Origin of the sequence: Dietzia sp. MNB45 (assembly GCF_051994785.1) — a bacterium.
Classification (GTDB): domain Bacteria; phylum Actinomycetota; class Actinomycetes; order Mycobacteriales; family Mycobacteriaceae; genus Dietzia; species Dietzia kunjamensis.
The window spans coordinates 129,047-145,815 of sequence record NZ_CP163397.1 but is presented as its reverse complement, the minus strand read 5'-3'; the positions used below and the strand labels follow the sequence as shown (position 1 = coordinate 145,815).

17 protein-coding genes and 1 pseudogene are annotated in these 16,769 nt (G+C 65.7%); 10 read left to right on the top strand and 8 right to left on the bottom strand.

Features of this window, described 5'->3' with window-relative positions; genetic code table 11:
* Positions 1-290: 290 nt before the first annotated feature.
* Entirely contained in the window at positions 291-2,438 is a 2,148-nt protein-coding gene (locus tag AB5G72_RS00725; protein WP_440220699.1) for a heavy metal translocating P-type ATPase, read from the top strand.
* A 498-nt stretch (positions 2,439-2,936) separates the two neighbouring features.
* Here the strand turns inward: AB5G72_RS00725 and AB5G72_RS00720 are convergent, their stop codons facing one another.
* A complete protein-coding gene (locus tag AB5G72_RS00720) occupies positions 2,937-3,221 on the bottom strand; it encodes a ribbon-helix-helix protein, CopG family (protein ID WP_154829639.1) in 285 nt (94 codons plus the stop codon).
* A gap of 285 nt (positions 3,222-3,506) precedes the next feature.
* A complete protein-coding gene (locus AB5G72_RS00715) occupies positions 3,507-4,742 on the bottom strand; it encodes an ISL3 family transposase (protein ID WP_182611187.1) in 1,236 nt (411 codons plus the stop codon).
* 796 nt (positions 4,743-5,538) lie between these two features.
* Between AB5G72_RS00715 and AB5G72_RS00710 the strand changes: the two genes are divergently transcribed.
* Positions 5,539-5,805 (top strand): hypothetical protein, encoded by a 267-nt coding sequence (locus tag AB5G72_RS00710; protein WP_069388921.1) that lies wholly within the window; start codon positions 5,539-5,541, stop codon positions 5,803-5,805.
* Entirely contained in the window at positions 5,802-6,176 is a 375-nt protein-coding gene (locus AB5G72_RS00705; RefSeq protein WP_083249563.1) for a CueP family metal-binding protein, read from the top strand. Before AB5G72_RS00710 ends, AB5G72_RS00705 begins: the two co-directional genes overlap by 4 nt.
* Before the next feature lie 96 nt (positions 6,177-6,272).
* On the opposite strand, the gene AB5G72_RS00700 is transcribed toward AB5G72_RS00705, so the two are convergent.
* Positions 6,273-6,662, bottom strand: coding sequence for a heavy metal-responsive transcriptional regulator (locus AB5G72_RS00700; protein ID WP_440220698.1), 390 nt, complete (start codon positions 6,660-6,662; stop codon positions 6,273-6,275).
* A gap of 92 nt (positions 6,663-6,754) precedes the next feature.
* Between AB5G72_RS00700 and merA the strand changes: the two genes are divergently transcribed.
* From merA to AB5G72_RS00670, 6 genes are all read left to right on the top strand, one after another.
* Positions 6,755-8,149: a mercury(II) reductase gene (merA, locus tag AB5G72_RS00695; RefSeq protein ID WP_440220697.1), complete on the top strand. Its 1,395-nt coding sequence runs from the start codon at positions 6,755-6,757 to the stop codon at positions 8,147-8,149.
* Positions 8,150-8,230: 81 nt separating this feature from the next.
* Positions 8,231-8,794 (top strand): signal peptidase II, encoded by a 564-nt coding sequence (gene lspA / locus AB5G72_RS00690; protein ID WP_440220696.1) that lies wholly within the window; start codon positions 8,231-8,233, stop codon positions 8,792-8,794.
* 607 nt (positions 8,795-9,401) lie between these two features.
* On the top strand, positions 9,402-9,965 hold the full coding sequence (locus tag AB5G72_RS00685; RefSeq protein ID WP_440220695.1) for a copper chaperone PCu(A)C: 564 nt from the start codon (positions 9,402-9,404) through the stop codon (positions 9,963-9,965).
* Positions 9,966-9,971: 6 nt separating this feature from the next.
* Positions 9,972-11,210: a Dyp-type peroxidase gene (locus tag AB5G72_RS00680; protein WP_440219919.1), complete on the top strand. Its 1,239-nt coding sequence runs from the start codon at positions 9,972-9,974 to the stop codon at positions 11,208-11,210.
* 114 nt (positions 11,211-11,324) lie between these two features.
* A complete protein-coding gene (locus AB5G72_RS00675) occupies positions 11,325-11,969 on the top strand; it encodes a DsbA family protein (RefSeq protein WP_017838589.1) in 645 nt (214 codons plus the stop codon).
* On the top strand, positions 11,953-12,600 hold the full coding sequence (locus tag AB5G72_RS00670) for a vitamin K epoxide reductase family protein (RefSeq protein WP_017838588.1): 648 nt from the start codon (positions 11,953-11,955) through the stop codon (positions 12,598-12,600). The genes AB5G72_RS00675 and AB5G72_RS00670 overlap by 17 nt, the downstream gene beginning before the upstream one ends.
* 181 nt (positions 12,601-12,781) lie before the next feature.
* Here AB5G72_RS00670 and AB5G72_RS00665 read toward each other — a convergent pair whose 3' ends face one another.
* The 4 genes and pseudogenes from AB5G72_RS00665 to AB5G72_RS00650 form a co-directional block, all read right to left on the bottom strand.
* Complete coding sequence (locus AB5G72_RS00665; protein ID WP_268092360.1) at positions 12,782-13,159, bottom strand: hypothetical protein; 378 nt, start codon at positions 13,157-13,159, stop codon at positions 12,782-12,784.
* A gap of 142 nt (positions 13,160-13,301) precedes the next feature.
* Positions 13,302-13,577 (bottom strand): annotated as a pseudogene (locus tag AB5G72_RS00660) (SURF1 family cytochrome oxidase biogenesis protein); the annotation flags it as partial.
* A complete protein-coding gene (locus AB5G72_RS00655) occupies positions 13,574-13,741 on the bottom strand; it encodes a hypothetical protein (protein ID WP_159981201.1) in 168 nt (55 codons plus the stop codon). The gene AB5G72_RS00655 and the pseudogene AB5G72_RS00660, both read right to left, overlap by 4 nt.
* A gap of 14 nt (positions 13,742-13,755) precedes the next feature.
* On the bottom strand, positions 13,756-13,956 hold the full coding sequence (locus AB5G72_RS00650; protein ID WP_017838586.1) for a hypothetical protein: 201 nt from the start codon (positions 13,954-13,956) through the stop codon (positions 13,756-13,758).
* A gap of 446 nt (positions 13,957-14,402) precedes the next feature.
* Between AB5G72_RS00650 and AB5G72_RS00645 the strand changes: the two genes are divergently transcribed.
* Complete coding sequence (locus AB5G72_RS00645; protein WP_017838585.1) at positions 14,403-14,780, top strand: hypothetical protein; 378 nt, start codon at positions 14,403-14,405, stop codon at positions 14,778-14,780.
* A 761-nt stretch (positions 14,781-15,541) separates the two neighbouring features.
* Here AB5G72_RS00645 and AB5G72_RS00640 read toward each other — a convergent pair.
* Complete coding sequence (locus tag AB5G72_RS00640) at positions 15,542-16,312, bottom strand: M23 family metallopeptidase (RefSeq protein WP_440219920.1); 771 nt, start codon at positions 16,310-16,312, stop codon at positions 15,542-15,544.
* Positions 16,313-16,769 lie beyond the last annotated feature (457 nt).

Below are 16,769 nucleotides of genomic sequence, written 5' to 3'. Positions count from 1 at the left end.
GGACACACATTCGCACTCGCGGACGGTGGGCTTCTCAACAACACCGTCACTATCCGATCAATGCACACCCTCGAGATCGAGTTCGACACGGGGAGATACCCCCAGGGGGTATCGTTAGCGACAAGTGAACGCCGAAGATCAAGCACATCGAGGACGGGGAACACGATGACATCTGATCGAGCTCAGATACCTCCGCTCATCGCGGTCCAGGAGTCCTGCGCGTGCTGTTCGACGCCGACTTCCCCCATGCGAATCGGGCCCCTCGGTGACGCGGAAAGGGAGACGGACCGATGAGCAAACCCCACGACCATCCTGATCGTCGCGGGCTTAGCGGTGAGGTTGCAGCCGCCCATCACGGCCAGGGCAAACACACGGTCTATGCCCAAGGTGTGCCCGGCGGTCACGCCCATCACGGTCACGGCGCCCACGACGGGCACGCCGGCCACGACCACGGGGGCCATGTGCAGGTGTTCCGGCGCTTGTTCTGGGTCATGCTCGCGCTGGGCATCCCGACCGTCGCGTTCTCCCCGATGTTCGGGATGCTATTCGGGTACGAGGTAACCGGCTGGGGACGGTGGGTCGCCCCGATCCTGGGCACCATCATGTACATCTGGGGAGGAAAGCCCTTCCTCACCGGCGGGTACGACGAGATCAAGGCTCGGCAGCCGGGAATGATGCTGCTGATCAGTCTCGGCATCACAGTCGCCTTCGTCGCCTCCTGGGGCTCGACCATCGGGCTGCTCGGTCACGAGCTGGAGTTCTGGTGGGAGCTGGCGCTGCTGATCGTCATCATGCTGCTGGGCCACTGGGTGGAGATGCGCTCACTCGCCCAGACCAGCTCGGCCCTGGACTCCCTGGCAGCCCTCCTGCCCGACGAGGCTGAGCGGGTTGAGGGCGATTCGATCGTCACGGTCTCGCCTGCAGATCTGCAGGTCGGGGACGTGGTGATCGTCCGCCCCGGAGGAAGTGTTCCGGCGGATGGCGTGGTCGCGCAGGGCACGGCCAGCATCGACGAGTCGATGATCACCGGCGAGTCCCGCACGGTCCGCCGTAGCGAGGGCGACACTGTGGTTGCCGGCACCGTGGCCACCGACTCCGGCATGCGGGTGCGGATCAGTGCCGTCGGCGACGACACCGCCCTGGCCGGGATCCAGAAACTCGTCGATGACGCCCTGAACTCCTCCTCCCGCGCACAGCGCATCGCCGACCGTGCGGCCGCCTTGCTGTTCTGGTTCGCACTCGGGGCGGCACTGCTCACCGCGGTGGTGTGGCTTCTGGTCGGCACCCCGGATCAGGCCGTCGTCCGCGTGATCACGGTCCTGGTGATCGCCTGTCCCCATGCCCTAGGTCTGGCGATCCCACTGGTGGTCTCGATCGCCACCGAGCGCGCCGCCCGCAGAGGCGTGCTCATCAAGGACCGCCTGGCATTGGAGGGCATGCGCACCGTCGACGCGGTCCTGTTCGACAAGACCGGCACCCTGACCAAGGGCACTCCCGCCGTCACCGCCGTCGAAGCCCACAGACCATGGGACGAAGATCAGCTACTGGCCCTGGCGGCGGCTGCGGAATCCGATTCAGAGCATCCGCTGGCTAAGGCCATCGTTGCCGCCGCCCGAGACCGCGACCTCGAGATCCGGCCTGCCACCGATTTCAGTTCCTCACCGGCGGTGGGCGTCGAAGCCACCGTAGACAGCCGGACCGTCCAGGTCGGTGGACCTTACCTGCTGCAACAGCAGGGTGGTCAGGAGCTCGATATCGCCGAGAAGTGGCGGCTTGACGGTGCGATCATCCTGCACATTTTGGTCGACGGCACGGTCGCCGGTGCGCTCCGACTGGTCGACGAAGTGCGCCCCGAGTCGAAGGCCGCGATCGAAGCCCTGCACGCCAACGGGCTGGAGGTCGCGATGATCACCGGTGATCCCGACGCCGTGGCCGCCTCGGTCTCCGCCGAACTGGGCCTCGACCGCTACTTCGCGGGCGTCCGGCCCGAGGACAAAGCGGCAAAGGTCGCACAGCTCCAAGACGAGGGACGCGCGGTCGCCATGGTCGGCGACGGCGTAAACGACGCACCGGCCCTGGCCCAGGCCGACGTCGGCATCGCCATCGGTGCCGGCACAGATGTGGCAATCGCCTCGGCCGGCGTGGTGCTGGCATCCGACGACCCCCGCGCGGTCGTCGGTGTACGCGCACTCTCGGACGCCGCGTACCGCAAGATGGTCCAAAACCTGTGGTGGGCCGGCGGCTACAACCTGCTCGCCGTCCCGCTGGCGGCGGGCATCCTGGCACCCATCGGCCTGGTAATGCCGATGTCCGTCGGCGCGATCCTGATGTCCCTGTCCACGGTCGTCGTCGCGGCGAACGCTCAGCTGCTGCGCCGGCTGGACCTACGCCCCCAAACGGCCACAGTCTCGACCCCGAATCGACAGGAAAACACCTGACAACATGTCCACCGGCCTCCGGCTGAGCACTACCGCAGTGGTGGCCCTGATATCGGCCGCCACTGCAAGAAGGCCTGCGCCGACCTCCTCGCCGCCATCGACTGACATCTTGTCCGACAACCCGGGCGAGTTGCTCAAGCCTCCAGACGGCGTCTCGTTTGATGATCGCCTAACGCGACGCCCCGCGCCCCAGCCCCCGGTCAAGGATTGGTGCAGGTCGGCGGTCTATACCCGCTCATGCCGATGTTGCATGGTCGTGCAGCACAGAAGAAGTGTCCTAATGAGGGCCACGTGCGACACCCGCGGAACGCGGATCGAACACTGCGTCCCATTTCCTTGGACACGCGAGACCACCGTCCGCCCCGAGTCCGATCCCCTCCGGCGCAGGTGGCCGGCTCTCAAGCTCGCTGTTGGAACGTGAGAGGCCTAGCGATCAGCTCTTGCAACAAGATGCGCGGATGGGAAAGCGATTGCGTTCAGGTCGATCGCCTCGCAGATTTAGGCGGCTGGATGGTTACTGAGGTACTCGTCAATGGCCGCTCGGATGACCGCACTCATCGGCTGCCCTGTCCGCTCGGCGTACTCCGCCAAACGATCGCGATCGGCCTCGGTCAGCCGGACTGCTAGGGGCCGGGTCTCCTCGGTCGCGTCCCCGCGGCGTGGTCTGCCGGGCTGGTAGTCCGGACGCACCTCGACAGAACGGTCGACCACCTCGTAGTCGCCAGCTTCTACGAGATCAGCTAGCCGCTCGTAGCGCGCTTCACGGTCTCTGGCGTTACTCATGATCCCTCCCGTTGTGTTCGCTGACGGCGACTAACGCCGTCGGACAAGTCGAGCAATCCTCCGGTGGCCTCGAGTACTTCACGCGCCACCGCCGACGTCAGCAGCATCGCGTGGAACACGTGCAGCTCATCGGCATGAACCCGGTCTGCGACCACCTCGACCAGCGGCCCACCGGCCGGGTCTCCAATCATCCGCACCAGCTGCGCGTCCGGCTCTGCGCGAGGCGCCAGCCGATAGCGGACGATCGGGTGCTCGATAACCGGCTCTTCGCATCTGAGCGTGGGGTCAGGTCCGTAGCCCGCCGGCGATGAGGAGCATCCGCAGGCGATAGTTGTCGCGGTTGCGGTAGCCGCGGGCCAGGCGCCGGTGGAGTTCGATGAGGCCATTGATCGCTTCGGTTCCTCCGTTGTTGGAGCGGCCGGTGGTCCAGTACGCGAGGAAGGCGGCCTTCCACTTGCGGAGCGTTCGTCCTAGTCGGGCGATTTCCGGGATCGGGCAGGATGGCAAGGTCGCGAGTACCTTCTCCGCAGCGCTGCGCCCGGCAGGCAGGTCTTTGTGGTGGTAGGCCTGTCGGAGTTCGTGGGCGACTTGCCAGGCGATGAACAGTTCCTCGTGTCGGGGGTCGGCGGCCAGGGCCTCGTCGAACCGCCGCCACTGGCGCTCGGTGAGCCTGTCGGGGTCGCAGCGGATGATGGTGCGGATCCCGTAAAGCGGGTCGCCTTTACGTCCGCGGTGACCGCAGATCTGCTGCTGCAACCTCCGGCGGACCTCGTCCACGGCGCCAAGGGCGAGCTTGACCACGTGGAAAGCGTCGAGAACAGCGGTGGCATCCTCGAGTTCGTCATCGATCGCTCGCTTGTAGCCGTGGAACGGATCCAACGCGGCGATCTCGACGCCGCTGGTGAAACCCTTGCCCCGCGCGGTGAGCCAGTCTGCGAACACCACCCCGGAGCGGCCTGGCACGAGGTCGAGCAGCCTGGCCTGTACTTTGCCGTCCCCGTCGCGGGTGAGGTCGACCATCCCGGTCAGTTCCTTGGGGCCGCGCTTACGCCGGGAGACATGGTGCCAGATGTGTTCATCGACGCCGAGGGTGCGGACGCCGTCGAAGCGGGCCGGATCATCGGCCAACGCCTCCAATGCAGCCTTGACCGGCGTCCACACCGTGTGCCACGCGGTACCGAGCTGACGAGCCAGTCCGCTGACGGTGGCGTGCTCCCGGCGCAGCTGTCCCACTGCCCACTCCACGACGCGGGCCGTGGTGGCATGCCGCGGCGAGGCAAGCCCAGGCAGGTTCTCCACGAACGTCACACGTTCGCACGCCCCGCCTGGGCAGACGAAGCGGCGTTTGCGCCAGATGATCGTGACGGGGCGGCCGAACGCGGGGATGTCGACCAGACGCACCACCTGCCGTCCATGCCCCACCCCGGCGGCGCCGCAGTCCGGGCATCCGACCGGTCCCGGCTCGGATTCGACGGTCACCTCCAGGTGCTCGCCACGCAGACGCGCATCAAGGACGTACACGTCGTCGAGCCCGACGAGAAGATCGCAGCGGACACAACGGGGCGCAGGTGCGGTTCCGGTGGCAGACCGGCAGCACCCGATAGGCTCAGACATGGGTCGAGGCCCTTTCAGGATCGGATGTAGTGGTACTTCCAATCCTTCAGGGCCTCGACCCTCTCGTCTCCCTACCGCCTCACCGGCGTGTCGTCCTCACCCACGCTCAGATGCGAAGAGCCCGATAACCGCCCGGATCTCCGTGTCTGCGATGCCGTGCCGGCGTGCGGACGCGTAGATCACTCCAAAACCGTATCACGGTTTTGGAGCGCCAGGAACACCCCCTGAACTGCGCTTTCAACGCGCCGATAACTTATGTTATGTAAAGTGGAAGTCTGCGTATTGCATCGGACGAATCATCCTCGGCCCTTCAGCCTCCCTCTCGTGCACAGCTCCAATGCCAGCCCCGACCTGCGATGTCGCCCGCTCACGGATAGCGTCAACGCCGGCTCATGGCTCGGACACCGCATCTGGAGACGGTCGAATGGCGGTCTCCGAAACGTCGATGACCTGCACAGGTTTCCAGGCAGTCTCATTAGATGCATCACCGATTCAGCAGATGAAACGGCCCTTCAGGTCTTCCGCTGCTGCCGGATAGCTCTGGGTGGGTCCACTACCGGCGATGATCGATGAGTTCTTTGCCGATCCCCCGCCGGTGGCCGCGAATACGCACGAGGCAGATACGCAGACCTCCCACTAGAACTTGTCGCAAGCGTTAACTATCCCTTGACGATACCTGTGGCGCACCTGGACACTCGGAGCTATGGAGACTCCTCACCTGGTCGAGCTCATCGACGCCCACAAGCGCGCCTACGGCGTCAGTGAGGCCGAGCTGGCCCGCCGAATCGGGATCACCCGCCAGAATCTGCACCTGTGGCGCACCCACGGCCTGCGCGGCCTGCCGGCCCGAACGACCCTCAACGGCATGGCTGCTGAACTGCGCCTTCCATATGTCCGGATTCTCGAGGCGGCCTTGCGCGATGTCGGCTACCTCGACGCCACCGACGGATTATCAGGCTTACTGGCATGACCGCCCCTGACCCCCTCGGCCCGGCGGCCACGATCGCGGCTCTGAGTTCCACCACCCACCCGCTCGGAGACCTGACCACGCTACCCGCGGCATCCGGGCTATATGCCTGGTGGGCGGCCCCAGAGATACTGCCGCACCTGCCCGGCCCCGCCCATCCGCACCAGGTGCAGGTCACCGTCACCGATACCGCCACCGGAGACACCCTCATCGACGAACCACGCACCACCTATGACAACGGCTTCCTCGGATTCTGGCTACCGCGAGACATCACTGCCACGCTCACCATTGATTGCGACGACAAATCGGCCACTGTTCCGATCGCCACCGGGGACCTGGACCTCACCTGCCTGACCACCATGAGACTCACCTGACAACCCCCACTGCCCGCATCAACACCCCCTGCCGGGTCGTGGCCACCGGCCGGCAGGGAAGCCAGGTGCGTCCCGAATGGGCCACAGCACCGACAGTCAGAGGTAGCGGCAGATCGTCTCGGCTTGGCAGGTCGCAGGGTCCACTGTGCGATTGGCGGACTGGAGCTGGGCGACTGCCTGACGCAGCTGCAAGAGGTCGGCTATCTGCTGGTCGATCTCGTCCAGTCGAGTCACCAGGAGCGTGTCGACGTGAGCGCAAGGTGCCTGTCCGTCATCGCGAATCCGGAGGATCTCACCGATGCGGGCAAGCGATAGTCCCGCGCTCTGGCCCCGCCGGATGAAATCGAGCCGGGAGATGACGTGCTCGGGGTAGTCACGGTAACCGTTGAGGGTTCGTTGTGGGGGCGGGAGAAGGCCCACGGATTCGTAAAAGCGAAGGGTTTTCGGAGAGGTGCCCGCCGTGGCAGCCAGTTCGCCGATCCTCATTGAAATTACCGCTCCTTCGAGACCGCCTGGGTTGACCTTCCAGTGCGCTGGAAGGTCCATCCTAATGAGCGAAGAAAGAGAGGGGCCATCTGATGGAACCGGGTTTCGAATTCGATTTGGCGGTGGTGGGCTCCGGCGGGGCAGCCATGGCGGCCGCTATCACCGCTCGCCAGGCCGGCAGGACGGTGCTGGTGATCGAGCACGGCACCATCGGCGGCACCTGCGTGAACATCGGGTGCGTCCCGTCCAAGACGCTGCTGGCCGCTGCCGGCACCCGCCAGGCCGCACTGACCAATCCCTTCCCCGGGGTCCCCACCCTCGCCCGGGACGTTGATCTGGGAGCGCTGGTCAAGCAGAAGGACCAGCTGGTCACTCGACTGCGAGAGACCAAGTACGCCGACGTCGCGAACGCCCATGGCTTCGAAATCCGCCGTGGGGAGGCTTCCTTCCTCGATCCCGACACTCTGGTGATCGATGGGGATCCGGTGGCGGCCGGTTCGGTGGTACTGGCCACCGGAGCAGAACCGGCACTACCGAAGGAGGTAACCGGGCTGGACGAGGTGGAGCATCTGACCTCGACCACCGCCATGGAATTAACTGAACTGCCCGACTCCATGATCGTCATCGGCGGTGGCTACGTCGGTATCGAACAGGCCCAACTCTTCGCCCATCTGGGCACCCGGGTGACCATCATCGGCAGGATCACCCCTGCTGCCGAGCCGGAAATGGTCGCCATCCTTCGCCAGGCCCTGGCCCAGGACGGGATCACGGTGGTCGAGGAGCACGCCACCTCTGTCGACCGGCAGAACGCACAGGTCACAGTCCGCACCGCTTCGGGCCGCAACCTCTGCGCAGAGCGTCTACTGGTGGCCACCGGGCGTCTCCCTTCCACAGACCGCCTCAACCTGCCAGCCGCAGGAATCACCACCGACCCGGACGGATTCATCCTTGTCGACGAGCATCAACGCACCACCAACCGGCGCGTCTTCGCCGCCGGTGACGCCACCTCGGCACCCCAGTTCGTCTACGTCGCTGCTGCCACCGGAAAAGCCGCCGCCGCCAATGCCCTTCGCACCGATCCGCAGGGCCCAGGCGAGGTCGTCGACTACACCGGACTGCCAGCGGTGATCTTCTCCCGCCCCCAACTGGCCACCGCCGGGCTCACCGAAGCCGCAGCCCGGGCCGCCGGGCACCGATGCCAATCCCGGGTGATGAGCTTCGAGGACCTGCCGCGCGCCTTAGTCGACCAGGACACCCGCGGGGCGATCAAAATGGTCGCCGAAACAGAAACCGGAAGAATCCTCGGACTCAGCGCCATCGGAGACCACGCCGGAGAAATCATGCTCGCGGCCACCTACGCCATCACAGCCCGGATGACCACCCGCCAGATTGCCGACATCTGGGCCCCGTATTTGACCACTTCTGAAGTCCTGCGCCTGGTCGCAGGCACCTTCCACACCGAACTACCCACCTCCTGCTGCGCCTGAACACCGCCTCCACGTGGGGGCTTGGTCATTCGCGTTCGAGGTATCTTGCCGTCTCGGTTTCGAGTCGAGGAGGATGATGCCATGTCGAAGGACGTTAATCCCGCTACTGAACCACCCCGACAAAGCGAACAAGGTGCCCTGGCGCGAACTGTTCTGGTCGTCTCCGTCATGCTGCTGGCCGCGGCGGACCTCGGAGCTAAGGCTTGGGCGGGCGGAGCACTGGCCGACGGCCACACGGTGGATCTGGGACCAATGCAGCTGCGCCTGGGTTTCAACTCCGGGGTGGCGTTCAGCCTCGGCGCTGGCCTTCCCGCCGGCGTCGTTCTCGGCATCACTGGACTCATCATCGGTGCGCTGGCGCTCTTCACCTGGCGGGCCACCGGCACAGCAACGCGCACAGTACGACTGGCGTTGGCCCTGGTCTTGGGCGGAGCTGTGGCCAACTTCATCGATCGCGCCCCCGACGGGGTGGTGACTGACTACCTGCACACCGGTTGGTTCCCTACTTTCAACCTCGCCGATGTCTTCATCACCGGTGGCGCCGTGGTGCTGATCGTGGCCACCCTCACCGGTCGCGACAAGGCCGAGGCCTTGGAGATGCCAGCAGCTTCGGCCCGGCAAGCCAGGGGACCTCATGACCACTGAGGTGGCCGTAGCAGCGTTGGCTCTATATTTGTTCGGCCTGGTGGCCGCTGTCGGGGTGCGCTCCTAGCGCCACCATCAGAGCACCGGTTCCACCGCTTGCGCGGCCTGAGCGGTGCGCGCCCGGATCAGTCGGGAGGTGGGGTGAGATCTGGTGGCGGGTCAGCGACGATCACGACGCGCGATGTCAGGACCTGCGCGCCTTCCGCGACAGAGAGTCCGAGTTGCACCGATATTCTGCGGCAGATGCCTGGCAGCGGCTGACCCGGCAGGTCTATCCCCTGCCCGCAGAGCGCGAGCCCGCTTGGTCGGCAGCCAGTCGATGACGTCGCGCTCGCCTCTAGTTCGGTCGTACCTGTCCGACTAGGTGACGACGCGGCCGTACCCGGCCGATGCGGCCCGGCTCTGTCTCTTCCACCGCACGCCACGACCGGTGGGCCGGACCGAAGCGCCACATTATAGACTCTTGGCTAGCCGTTGCAGTCCGAACTGCGCCGTAACTTTTCCACGCCGGTGCGACGCTCCGTTTGGACAACAGGGGCGGTCGCGGTTCAAGTGCGTGGAGCTAGATGGATGTGAGTGAGCTATGCGTAGGACTCCCTTCGTCGCGGTGATCGCCGCGGTCGCCCTGGGCCTGGCCGGGTGCACCTCGGAGAACACCGAGACCGGGACGGAGACGACCGCAGCCGCGACCGCTGGCGCGGCGCCCCTTGTGGTGGAGGATGCGTGGGTCAAGGCCACTGACGTCAATGGGGGTACTGACCACGGCGAGGTCACTGGTGACCCCGGTTCCGGTGATTCGAACGCGCACGGCGACGGTGGCGCGATGGCACCGGTGTTTGGGATCGTGCGGAATCAATCCGATGAGGATGTCCGCCTGGTCGAGGTGACCTCCGCGGTTTCCGGTGAGGCCGAGTTGCATGAGACCGTCTCGGGGGCGGCGGGTGGCTCGATGATGCGGGCGCGAGAGGGCGGCTTTGTCATCCCGGCGGGCGGAGAGCTTGTGTTCGAGCCTGGCGGGAATCACATCATGCTGATGGGAGTGCACGAAGCGATCCGCACGGGCCAGGAAGTCACCGTGACCCTCACATTGGAGAACGGCGATACGAGCGAGATCGTCGCCTCGGCACGGTCGTTCGAGGGGGGCAATGAGCAGTACCAGGGCGGGGAGTGACGGGACATGGGCGACCAAAACCATCGCTCGGCGTTGAATCGCAGATCCTTCCTGGTCGGCGGGGCCGCCGTCGCCGGAGGTGCGGCGGGGTGGGGAGTTGGTGAGCGTACCGCCACTGCTCGGACCCCTGATCGCGACGCGGTGGCCAACTCCCGGGCCGTCGGCGCGGCCACCGAGCCCTTCTATGGTGACCGTCAGTCCGGCGTCACCACGGCGCCGCAGGCGCATGCGGCGTATGTGGCATTCGATCTGCGAGAGGGTGTTCGCGGCACCGACCTCATCGGCGTACTGCGAGCCTGGACCCAGGACGCGGCCCGGCTCACGCAGGGGCGCGGCGGTCTCGCCGACCTGCAACACGAGTTGGCTGAAGGACCGTCCCGGTTGACGGTCACCATCGGTTTCGGCACGGAGCTGCTCGGCAAGGTCGGGCTTGGCCGCCGCACCCCGGAGTGGTTGCAGCCGCTGCCGGACTTCCCACAGATCGACCGGCTCGAGGACCGGTGGTCCGGCGGCGATCTGCTGTTGCAGGTCTGTGCCGACGACCCGCTCACCGTCGCACACTCGGCCCGAATTCTGTCCTCAGGTGTTCGCGACGCGGTCACTCAGCGGTGGGCGCAGCGAGGGTTCCGCCGTGCCGTGGGCACCGACCCGTCCGGGCAGACACAACGCAACCTCTTCGGTCAGATTGACGGCACCGCCAATCCCTCACCGGCCGATGCCGACTACGACCAGTTGCTCTATTCCGATGGCGCCGACCGGCGATGGATGCGGGGCGGCACCTCCCTGGTGCTGCGCCGTATCCGGATGACGATGGACACCTGGGAGGAGATCGAACGGAGCTCCCGTGAGCTCTCGATCGGACGGAAACTCGACTCGGGCGCGCCACTGACCGGTACTACAGAACACGACCCCGCTGATTTCGAGGCAATGGACCGCACCGGGTTGACCGTCATCCCCACCGAGCCACACATCGCCCGGGCCCGGCCACGGGTCCGGGCCGAGACGATCCTGCGACGACCGTACAACTATGACGATGTCCCGGAGTCCGGCCAGATCAGCAACTCCGGTCTGTTGTTCGCTTCCTACCAGGCCGACCCGGTACGCCAGTTCGTGCCGATCCAGCAGCGACTGGCAGAGCAGGACATGCTCAACACCTGGACGGTTCCGATCGGCTCCGCCGTGTTCGCGATCCCACCGGGGTGCCACGAGGGCGGCTACGTCGGAGAGAGCGCATTGGAGGGATAGCCGCACGCAACCACCGGGGGTCATGGTCACCGCCTCACCGCCGAAGCAACGGCTGCCCGATTATCATCCAGTGATCACGTCGGGGCACGCATGAGTTAGAAAGCGGACAATCTGTTGAGTAAGAATCTGAAGCTCTCGCTAGCGCTGATCACGGCTGCGCTGGTCGTCCTGGTGGTGGCCTTACTGGCTGCCGGGAACGATTCCGGCTCCGAGCAGGCACGTCCTGATGACAGTCCGGGCACCGGAGTGTTGGTGCGTGAGGACAGTCCCCGACTGTCTGAGGGCGGTGACGCCGTCTTCGTTGAGTTCCTCGATTTCGAATGCGAAGCCTGCATCGCGCTCTATCCGACAATTGAGGACCTCCGCGAGCAGTACGGAGACCGGGTGACGTTCGTGGTGCGCCACATGCCCCTGCACGACAACTCTATGGCGGCGGCCCTGGCCGCCGAGGCCGCCGCCGAGCAAGGCCGGTTCGAGGCCATGTACCGCAAGTTGTTTGACACTCCCGAGCAGTGGGGCCACCAACAAACCCCGCAAATGGACACATTTTTCGGCTATGCCGAGGAACTGGGGTTAGATATGGAGCGCTTCGAGAGCGCATACAACGACCCGGCCACCCTCGAGCGCATCGAGCAGAGCAAGCAGGACGGTCAGAGCCTCGGGGTCAGTGGCACGCCGACCTTCTTCCTGGACGGGGAGCGCCTCGAGCCGACCAGCGTCACCGATCTCGAGAACAGCATCAATGCTGCCCTCGAATAGCTCAGCCACCCCGGTCGCACACTCCACCAACGCCGGCCCGGATCAGTACCCCCACCGCAGGCTCGCGGTGGTGCTGATCGTTGGTGGGCTCATCGGCCTGGTCGCGGCGGTAGTGCTGCTGGTGGAGAAGATCGCGCTGATCGAGAACCCGGGCTACGTCCCGTCCTGCAGCATCAACCCTGTCCTGTCCTGCGGGTCGGTGATGACCACCGCGCAGGCCGAGGCCTTTGGCATCCCCAATCCGATCATCGGCATCGCCGGATTCGCCGCCACCACGGCCCTGGGTGCTGCGCTCCTGGCGGGGGGAGCATTTCAGCGCTGGCTGTGGGCCAGCATCCAAGTAGGCGTCACCTTCGCGGTGGTGTTCATCCACTGGCTCATCTACCAAAGCTTGTACAGCATCGGTGCCCTGTGCCCGTACTGCATGATCGTCTGGGCGGTGACCATACCGATCTTCTGGTACTGCACCCTGTGCAATCTTCAGCCACTACGCCGCAGCGATTCGGCGGGTCTTGCGCGCCTCATCGCCGTAGTTACCGAATACCGGGGCGCGATACTTACCGCCTGGTACCTACTTGTCCTGCTGCTCATCACGCACCGCTTCTGGGACTACTGGACCACCCTCGTCTAGAAACGCTCGCCGAACAGCAGATCGCGTTCCGCGAGTCAGTCCTCGGCTCACTCGGGGGCGGCACACCGCAGTCTGCGCAGGCGCTCCCAGATCAAAGCAGCGCACGCCGGATGGCTCTCGGACCCGGTCCCCCGCCCGCTGTCCAACTCCTCGTACAGCTATCGACTGCTGTCGCAGACGATCAGGCGCGGTTGCCTCCACGCGAGCTGCGTCGATACTCGGATGCGAACCGGTCACCGTAGCGATCACGCATGGCCGCCGCTACGAGCCGGTCTGAGTCCGCGGCCTCGTCCGATGGACCATCGTCTCCAACCGTGGCCGCGGGAGGGCCCGACGGGGCCTGCGACGCTGTGGTGTCCTGCCCGGGACCTGCTGCCCGGTTCCCGCCCTTGCGTGGCCGCGCCGCGGCGGCATCGTTGTCCTCGTCGTCCAGACGACGGCGCTGACGTATCTCGCTCCACACGAAGTAGCCCAGGCCGATGGGAGCGAGGACCCCGAAGGCCATCCACTGCAGTCCGTACGACAAGTACGGACCCGACTCGGTGGACGGCACTGGCATCGGTTCCAAAGACCCGGGCTGCCCACCGGCGAGCTGGAGATAATAGGGCGACAAGTCGGTGCCGAGGAGGTCCCCGATGACGGGGGGGGTCGATGTTGCGCACCATGTTCCAATCGTGCAGAACGATGGGTTGGGCGGGAGCATCCATCGGGATCCTGAGGCGGGCGATGATGGTCAGCTGGCCCGTCGGCGCGGACGGGAAGTCCGGGACCGCGTTGTCGTCGCCGACGCGGACCCATCCGCGGTTGACGAGCAGGGAGTCACCACTGTCGGTGCGGAATGCACGAAGTGCCTGGTACACGAGTTCACCGTCGACGGACTGCATCCGCAACAGGACATCCTCCATGGGCAGGTAACTTCCGCGCGCAGTAACCAGATGCCACTCGGAATCACCGAGAGATCCCTCCCGCCGGATCACTTCGTCCAACGGAACCGGCCCTGCCACGCTGCTCTCAACGAGCTGGCATTGCGTGCCTTGAGATCCTCGTACTTGTTCAACTGCCAGGGGGCAAGCATCGTGAAGCACAGGTAGGCGAAGAGGCTGATGAACAGAAGGGTGATCAACCATCCCGGCTTGAGCATGCGAGAGAACCGTTTCACCTGCCAAACAGTAATCGTGCCGGCTGTCCGATCACCCTGCGCATCACCACGGCGACGGGAGCCGGCTGCACGGGCCTGTCGGAAAACTGGGCTGACCGGGGGGCGCGCACCTCATTTACGACCTGTCCGGTGCCCTGGTGGTCCGTGATCAGCGTCGTCAGGTTTTCGACCTCCCGCCGATCGAACATGCTCGCCATCGAGCACCGCGCCCAGCGGCGCGCATGTTCATGCGGAGTAGTGACTACCGCTGCGTTCCCGGCCGAGGCCAGAGCCCCGGTGTGTTACGGGCCCGGCGTGGCTGCGCTGGGCGCCTACCTACTGGGCCGCCAGCACCTTCCGGTTGACCGGCGTTCCGCAGAATTCGGTGGTTCTGAAGCCATTCCGGGGTGTTCGCAACGCTGTGCCCTGCACGGGCATGTTGAGGTCTAGCAATTCGTGTCGACTCTGCCCGTGTCACCTAACCCCCCAAGCAGAAACGCGGGACTCATGACCGAATGGGACACTTGAAGAGCGCCCTGGAGTCTCGCCCCCAGCAGCGTCCGGGACCGTAGCCTGATTAGGCGTCGTTGGAGCCGATGACTGCTCGCAGAGCAACGGGCGTGCCAGCCTAGCTGCAATCAGATACCGACCTAGGAGATCAGCAATGATCGCATTGACCACGTGGACGGGCGGCATCCTCACCGCCACCGGACTCATCGCCTACTTCACCACCGGGATGGAGAGTGCCACCTCGCTGATACCGGCGTTTATCGGTGTGCTGCTGCTCATCGCGGCGTTCATCGCGAGCCGCGTCCCGAACGCCAGCCGAGGGGTGATGATCGCAGCGCTCGTCATCGCCGTGCTCGGGGCACTGGGATCTCTCATGCCGCTTGCCGACCTCGGCGCGTTGTTCGCCGGAGATGCAGAGCGGCCTGCTGCGGTAATCGTCAGCGGGATCATGCTGATCGTGCTCGTCGTGTACTTCGTGGCGGGCCTTCGTCAGATCCTGACCACTCGCGAAACGGGGCCAAAAGCAAATTGACAAAGACCCCGGCCTTTCGCGGTGGGGTGAACATCGGGAGGAAGATTCCCGCGGATCGTGAATCGGGGCGCTCGCCTCGCACCGCGGCTGACGCGGGTTGCCGGGGTCGAGAGCGTTCAGGACGTAGTCGGGGGCGCGGGGATCGGCCACGGCAACGTGCTCGGAGAGGTTCTGCTCGCAGCCGTCCTGGACCACCACGTTGGTCGCCATCGAACCGGGGGCCAGGCCCGACGTGTACGGCAGGACGACCTCGACGTACCGGGTAGCCCGTTGAGGTACCGCACGCCCGGCGCGTACGGAGTCCCGTCGGCCCACAACTCCTGCAGCACGAGCGAGCCCGGCAGCATCTGCGTGAGGAGCACCGCAACCAACTCGACGCCGCCGGTGGAGGCGGTAAGCATCTGGTCCGGTCACCGGCCTGCTGATCGAATCCCGTACGACTCAGCTCAATGACCGCGATATCAAGACGGTCCGCGGAACCCCGGTTTTCGCTCCCAGCCGGGACACGCTTCCACGTCGCGCACGCGGCCGGAAACCAGGAACCACTCCTGCCAGCGTTCCGGAGAATTCTCCGGTTCTGGAGTCATTTCGGAGTGGGCGCAACGCCGTGACCTGCAGGGGCTTGTTTGAGATCTAGTAAGTCGGGGATTCCCCGAAGAAATGCACTACCGCGCGGGGTTGCAACGCCGGCCCGGAAATTGGCGAACACCAGCACGCGCTCCCCCGCGGGGAGGCGGTCGGCACGCCCGAAGTGGACGGTGCTAGACGAGGACTCCTTGGGCCGCGAGCCACGGCACCGGGTCGACCCACTGACCGGCGGCGGTCTGTACGCGAAAGTGCAGGTGGGGGCCGGTGGAGTCTCCGCGGTTGCCGACGGTTCCGATCACTTCACCGGCGTTGACCCGCTGGCCGACGCTGACGTAGTTCTGGTCGTTGTGGCCATATTCCAGCAGTTCGCCGTCATCTGTGCGGATGCGGATCCAGATGCCGTACCCGGCGGCGGGGCCAGCGGCTTCGACAACGCCGCTCTTGGCGGCGTAGAGCGGCGTACCAATCGGCGCACCGAAATCAGTGCCGTTATGGAAGCTGCCCCAACGCGAGCCGAACCCCGAGGTGATCACGGCCTCCGTAGGGGCATGTGCGCCGCCGATCTGCGGGCTACCGGCGCTGTCGCCGAGGGAACCGAGCCCGAGCCCGGCGGCGTACTGCCGGACCTCACTTGGGGCGAGGCCGAACTGCTCCCCGATCCTCTGGATCTCGGCGGGGCCGATGCCGAACTGCTCGGCCGCGGCCTGGATCGCCTCGACGACCTGGGCCTGATCGATCGCGACGGGTTGAGCGGCGGCGGCTGGCGCGAAAGCCAGACCAAGGCCGCCCGAGAGGGCTACGCCGACGACGGCGCTACCAACAAACCGCGACACCGTCGCGGTTTCGCTGGCCACACGATGGCGGCCGCCGGCCAAAGTCGCGCTGCGCACGCCCAAACGCTCGGTGAGCTCTGCGACGGTCACGGTCCGGGTGGAGTCGATCATGGGGCTGTCTCCATCGTTCGGGGTGATGTGTTCCCGCGACGTCTATGCGATGCGGGTGACCGATTTCGTCGGCAACACGACCCAATATAACAACTCGGTATCGATCGTGTCACCCCTCAGCGCGTAATTCGTGATCATCGCCAGCCCCAGTGCGCCCAGATCGACTCCCGGTCGGGGAGAAGTCGTCTCCACCTCGGAAGCTCAGCCAGCGCCTAACCCTGGCGGAGCTGTCACCTCACTGGTCCTCTCTGTGACGGTCGTCTCGGCCGTGCATCTGCCTTGCGACCCGGTTGGTCAGCCACTACCTTTAACCGGGGTCAGGTCACGAAACGATTACGGTTAGACGACGACGGGATTCGGTAGCAGTGGAGAAGCGAGCAGGACCGAAGCACGCCTCTCAGTCGACCAGCCCCCCGCGGCGCCGCCGCGGAGCCCATCGCCGGCCTTCACCGAACAA

What these genes read in the sequence shown, in the direction of transcription:
- AB5G72_RS00725 (WP_440220699.1), top strand. Translation starts at nt 291, where the DNA reads ATGAGCAAACCCCACGACCATCCTGATCGTCGCGGGCTTAGCGGTGAG.
- AB5G72_RS00720 (WP_154829639.1), bottom strand. Translation starts at nt 3,221, where the DNA reads ATGAGTAACGCCAGAGACCGTGAAGCGCGCTACGAGCGGCTAGCTGAT.
- AB5G72_RS00710 (WP_069388921.1), top strand. Translation starts at nt 5,539, where the DNA reads ATGGAGACTCCTCACCTGGTCGAGCTCATCGACGCCCACAAGCGCGCC.
- AB5G72_RS00705 (WP_083249563.1), top strand. Translation starts at nt 5,802, where the DNA reads ATGACCGCCCCTGACCCCCTCGGCCCGGCGGCCACGATCGCGGCTCTG.
- AB5G72_RS00700 (WP_440220698.1), bottom strand. Translation starts at nt 6,662, where the DNA reads ATGAGGATCGGCGAACTGGCTGCCACGGCGGGCACCTCTCCGAAAACC.
- merA (WP_440220697.1), top strand. Translation starts at nt 6,755, where the DNA reads ATGGAACCGGGTTTCGAATTCGATTTGGCGGTGGTGGGCTCCGGCGGG.
- lspA (WP_440220696.1), top strand. Translation starts at nt 8,231, where the DNA reads ATGTCGAAGGACGTTAATCCCGCTACTGAACCACCCCGACAAAGCGAA.
- AB5G72_RS00680 (WP_440219919.1), top strand. Translation starts at nt 9,972, where the DNA reads ATGGGCGACCAAAACCATCGCTCGGCGTTGAATCGCAGATCCTTCCTG.
- AB5G72_RS00670 (WP_017838588.1), top strand. Translation starts at nt 11,953, where the DNA reads ATGCTGCCCTCGAATAGCTCAGCCACCCCGGTCGCACACTCCACCAAC.
- AB5G72_RS00665 (WP_268092360.1), bottom strand. Translation starts at nt 13,159, where the DNA reads ATGCCAGTGCCGTCCACCGAGTCGGGTCCGTACTTGTCGTACGGACTG.
- AB5G72_RS00655 (WP_159981201.1), bottom strand. Translation starts at nt 13,741, where the DNA reads ATGCTCAAGCCGGGATGGTTGATCACCCTTCTGTTCATCAGCCTCTTC.
- AB5G72_RS00650 (WP_017838586.1), bottom strand. Translation starts at nt 13,956, where the DNA reads ATGGCGAGCATGTTCGATCGGCGGGAGGTCGAAAACCTGACGACGCTG.
- AB5G72_RS00645 (WP_017838585.1), top strand. Translation starts at nt 14,403, where the DNA reads ATGATCGCATTGACCACGTGGACGGGCGGCATCCTCACCGCCACCGGA.
- AB5G72_RS00640 (WP_440219920.1), bottom strand. Translation starts at nt 16,312, where the DNA reads ATGATCGACTCCACCCGGACCGTGACCGTCGCAGAGCTCACCGAGCGT.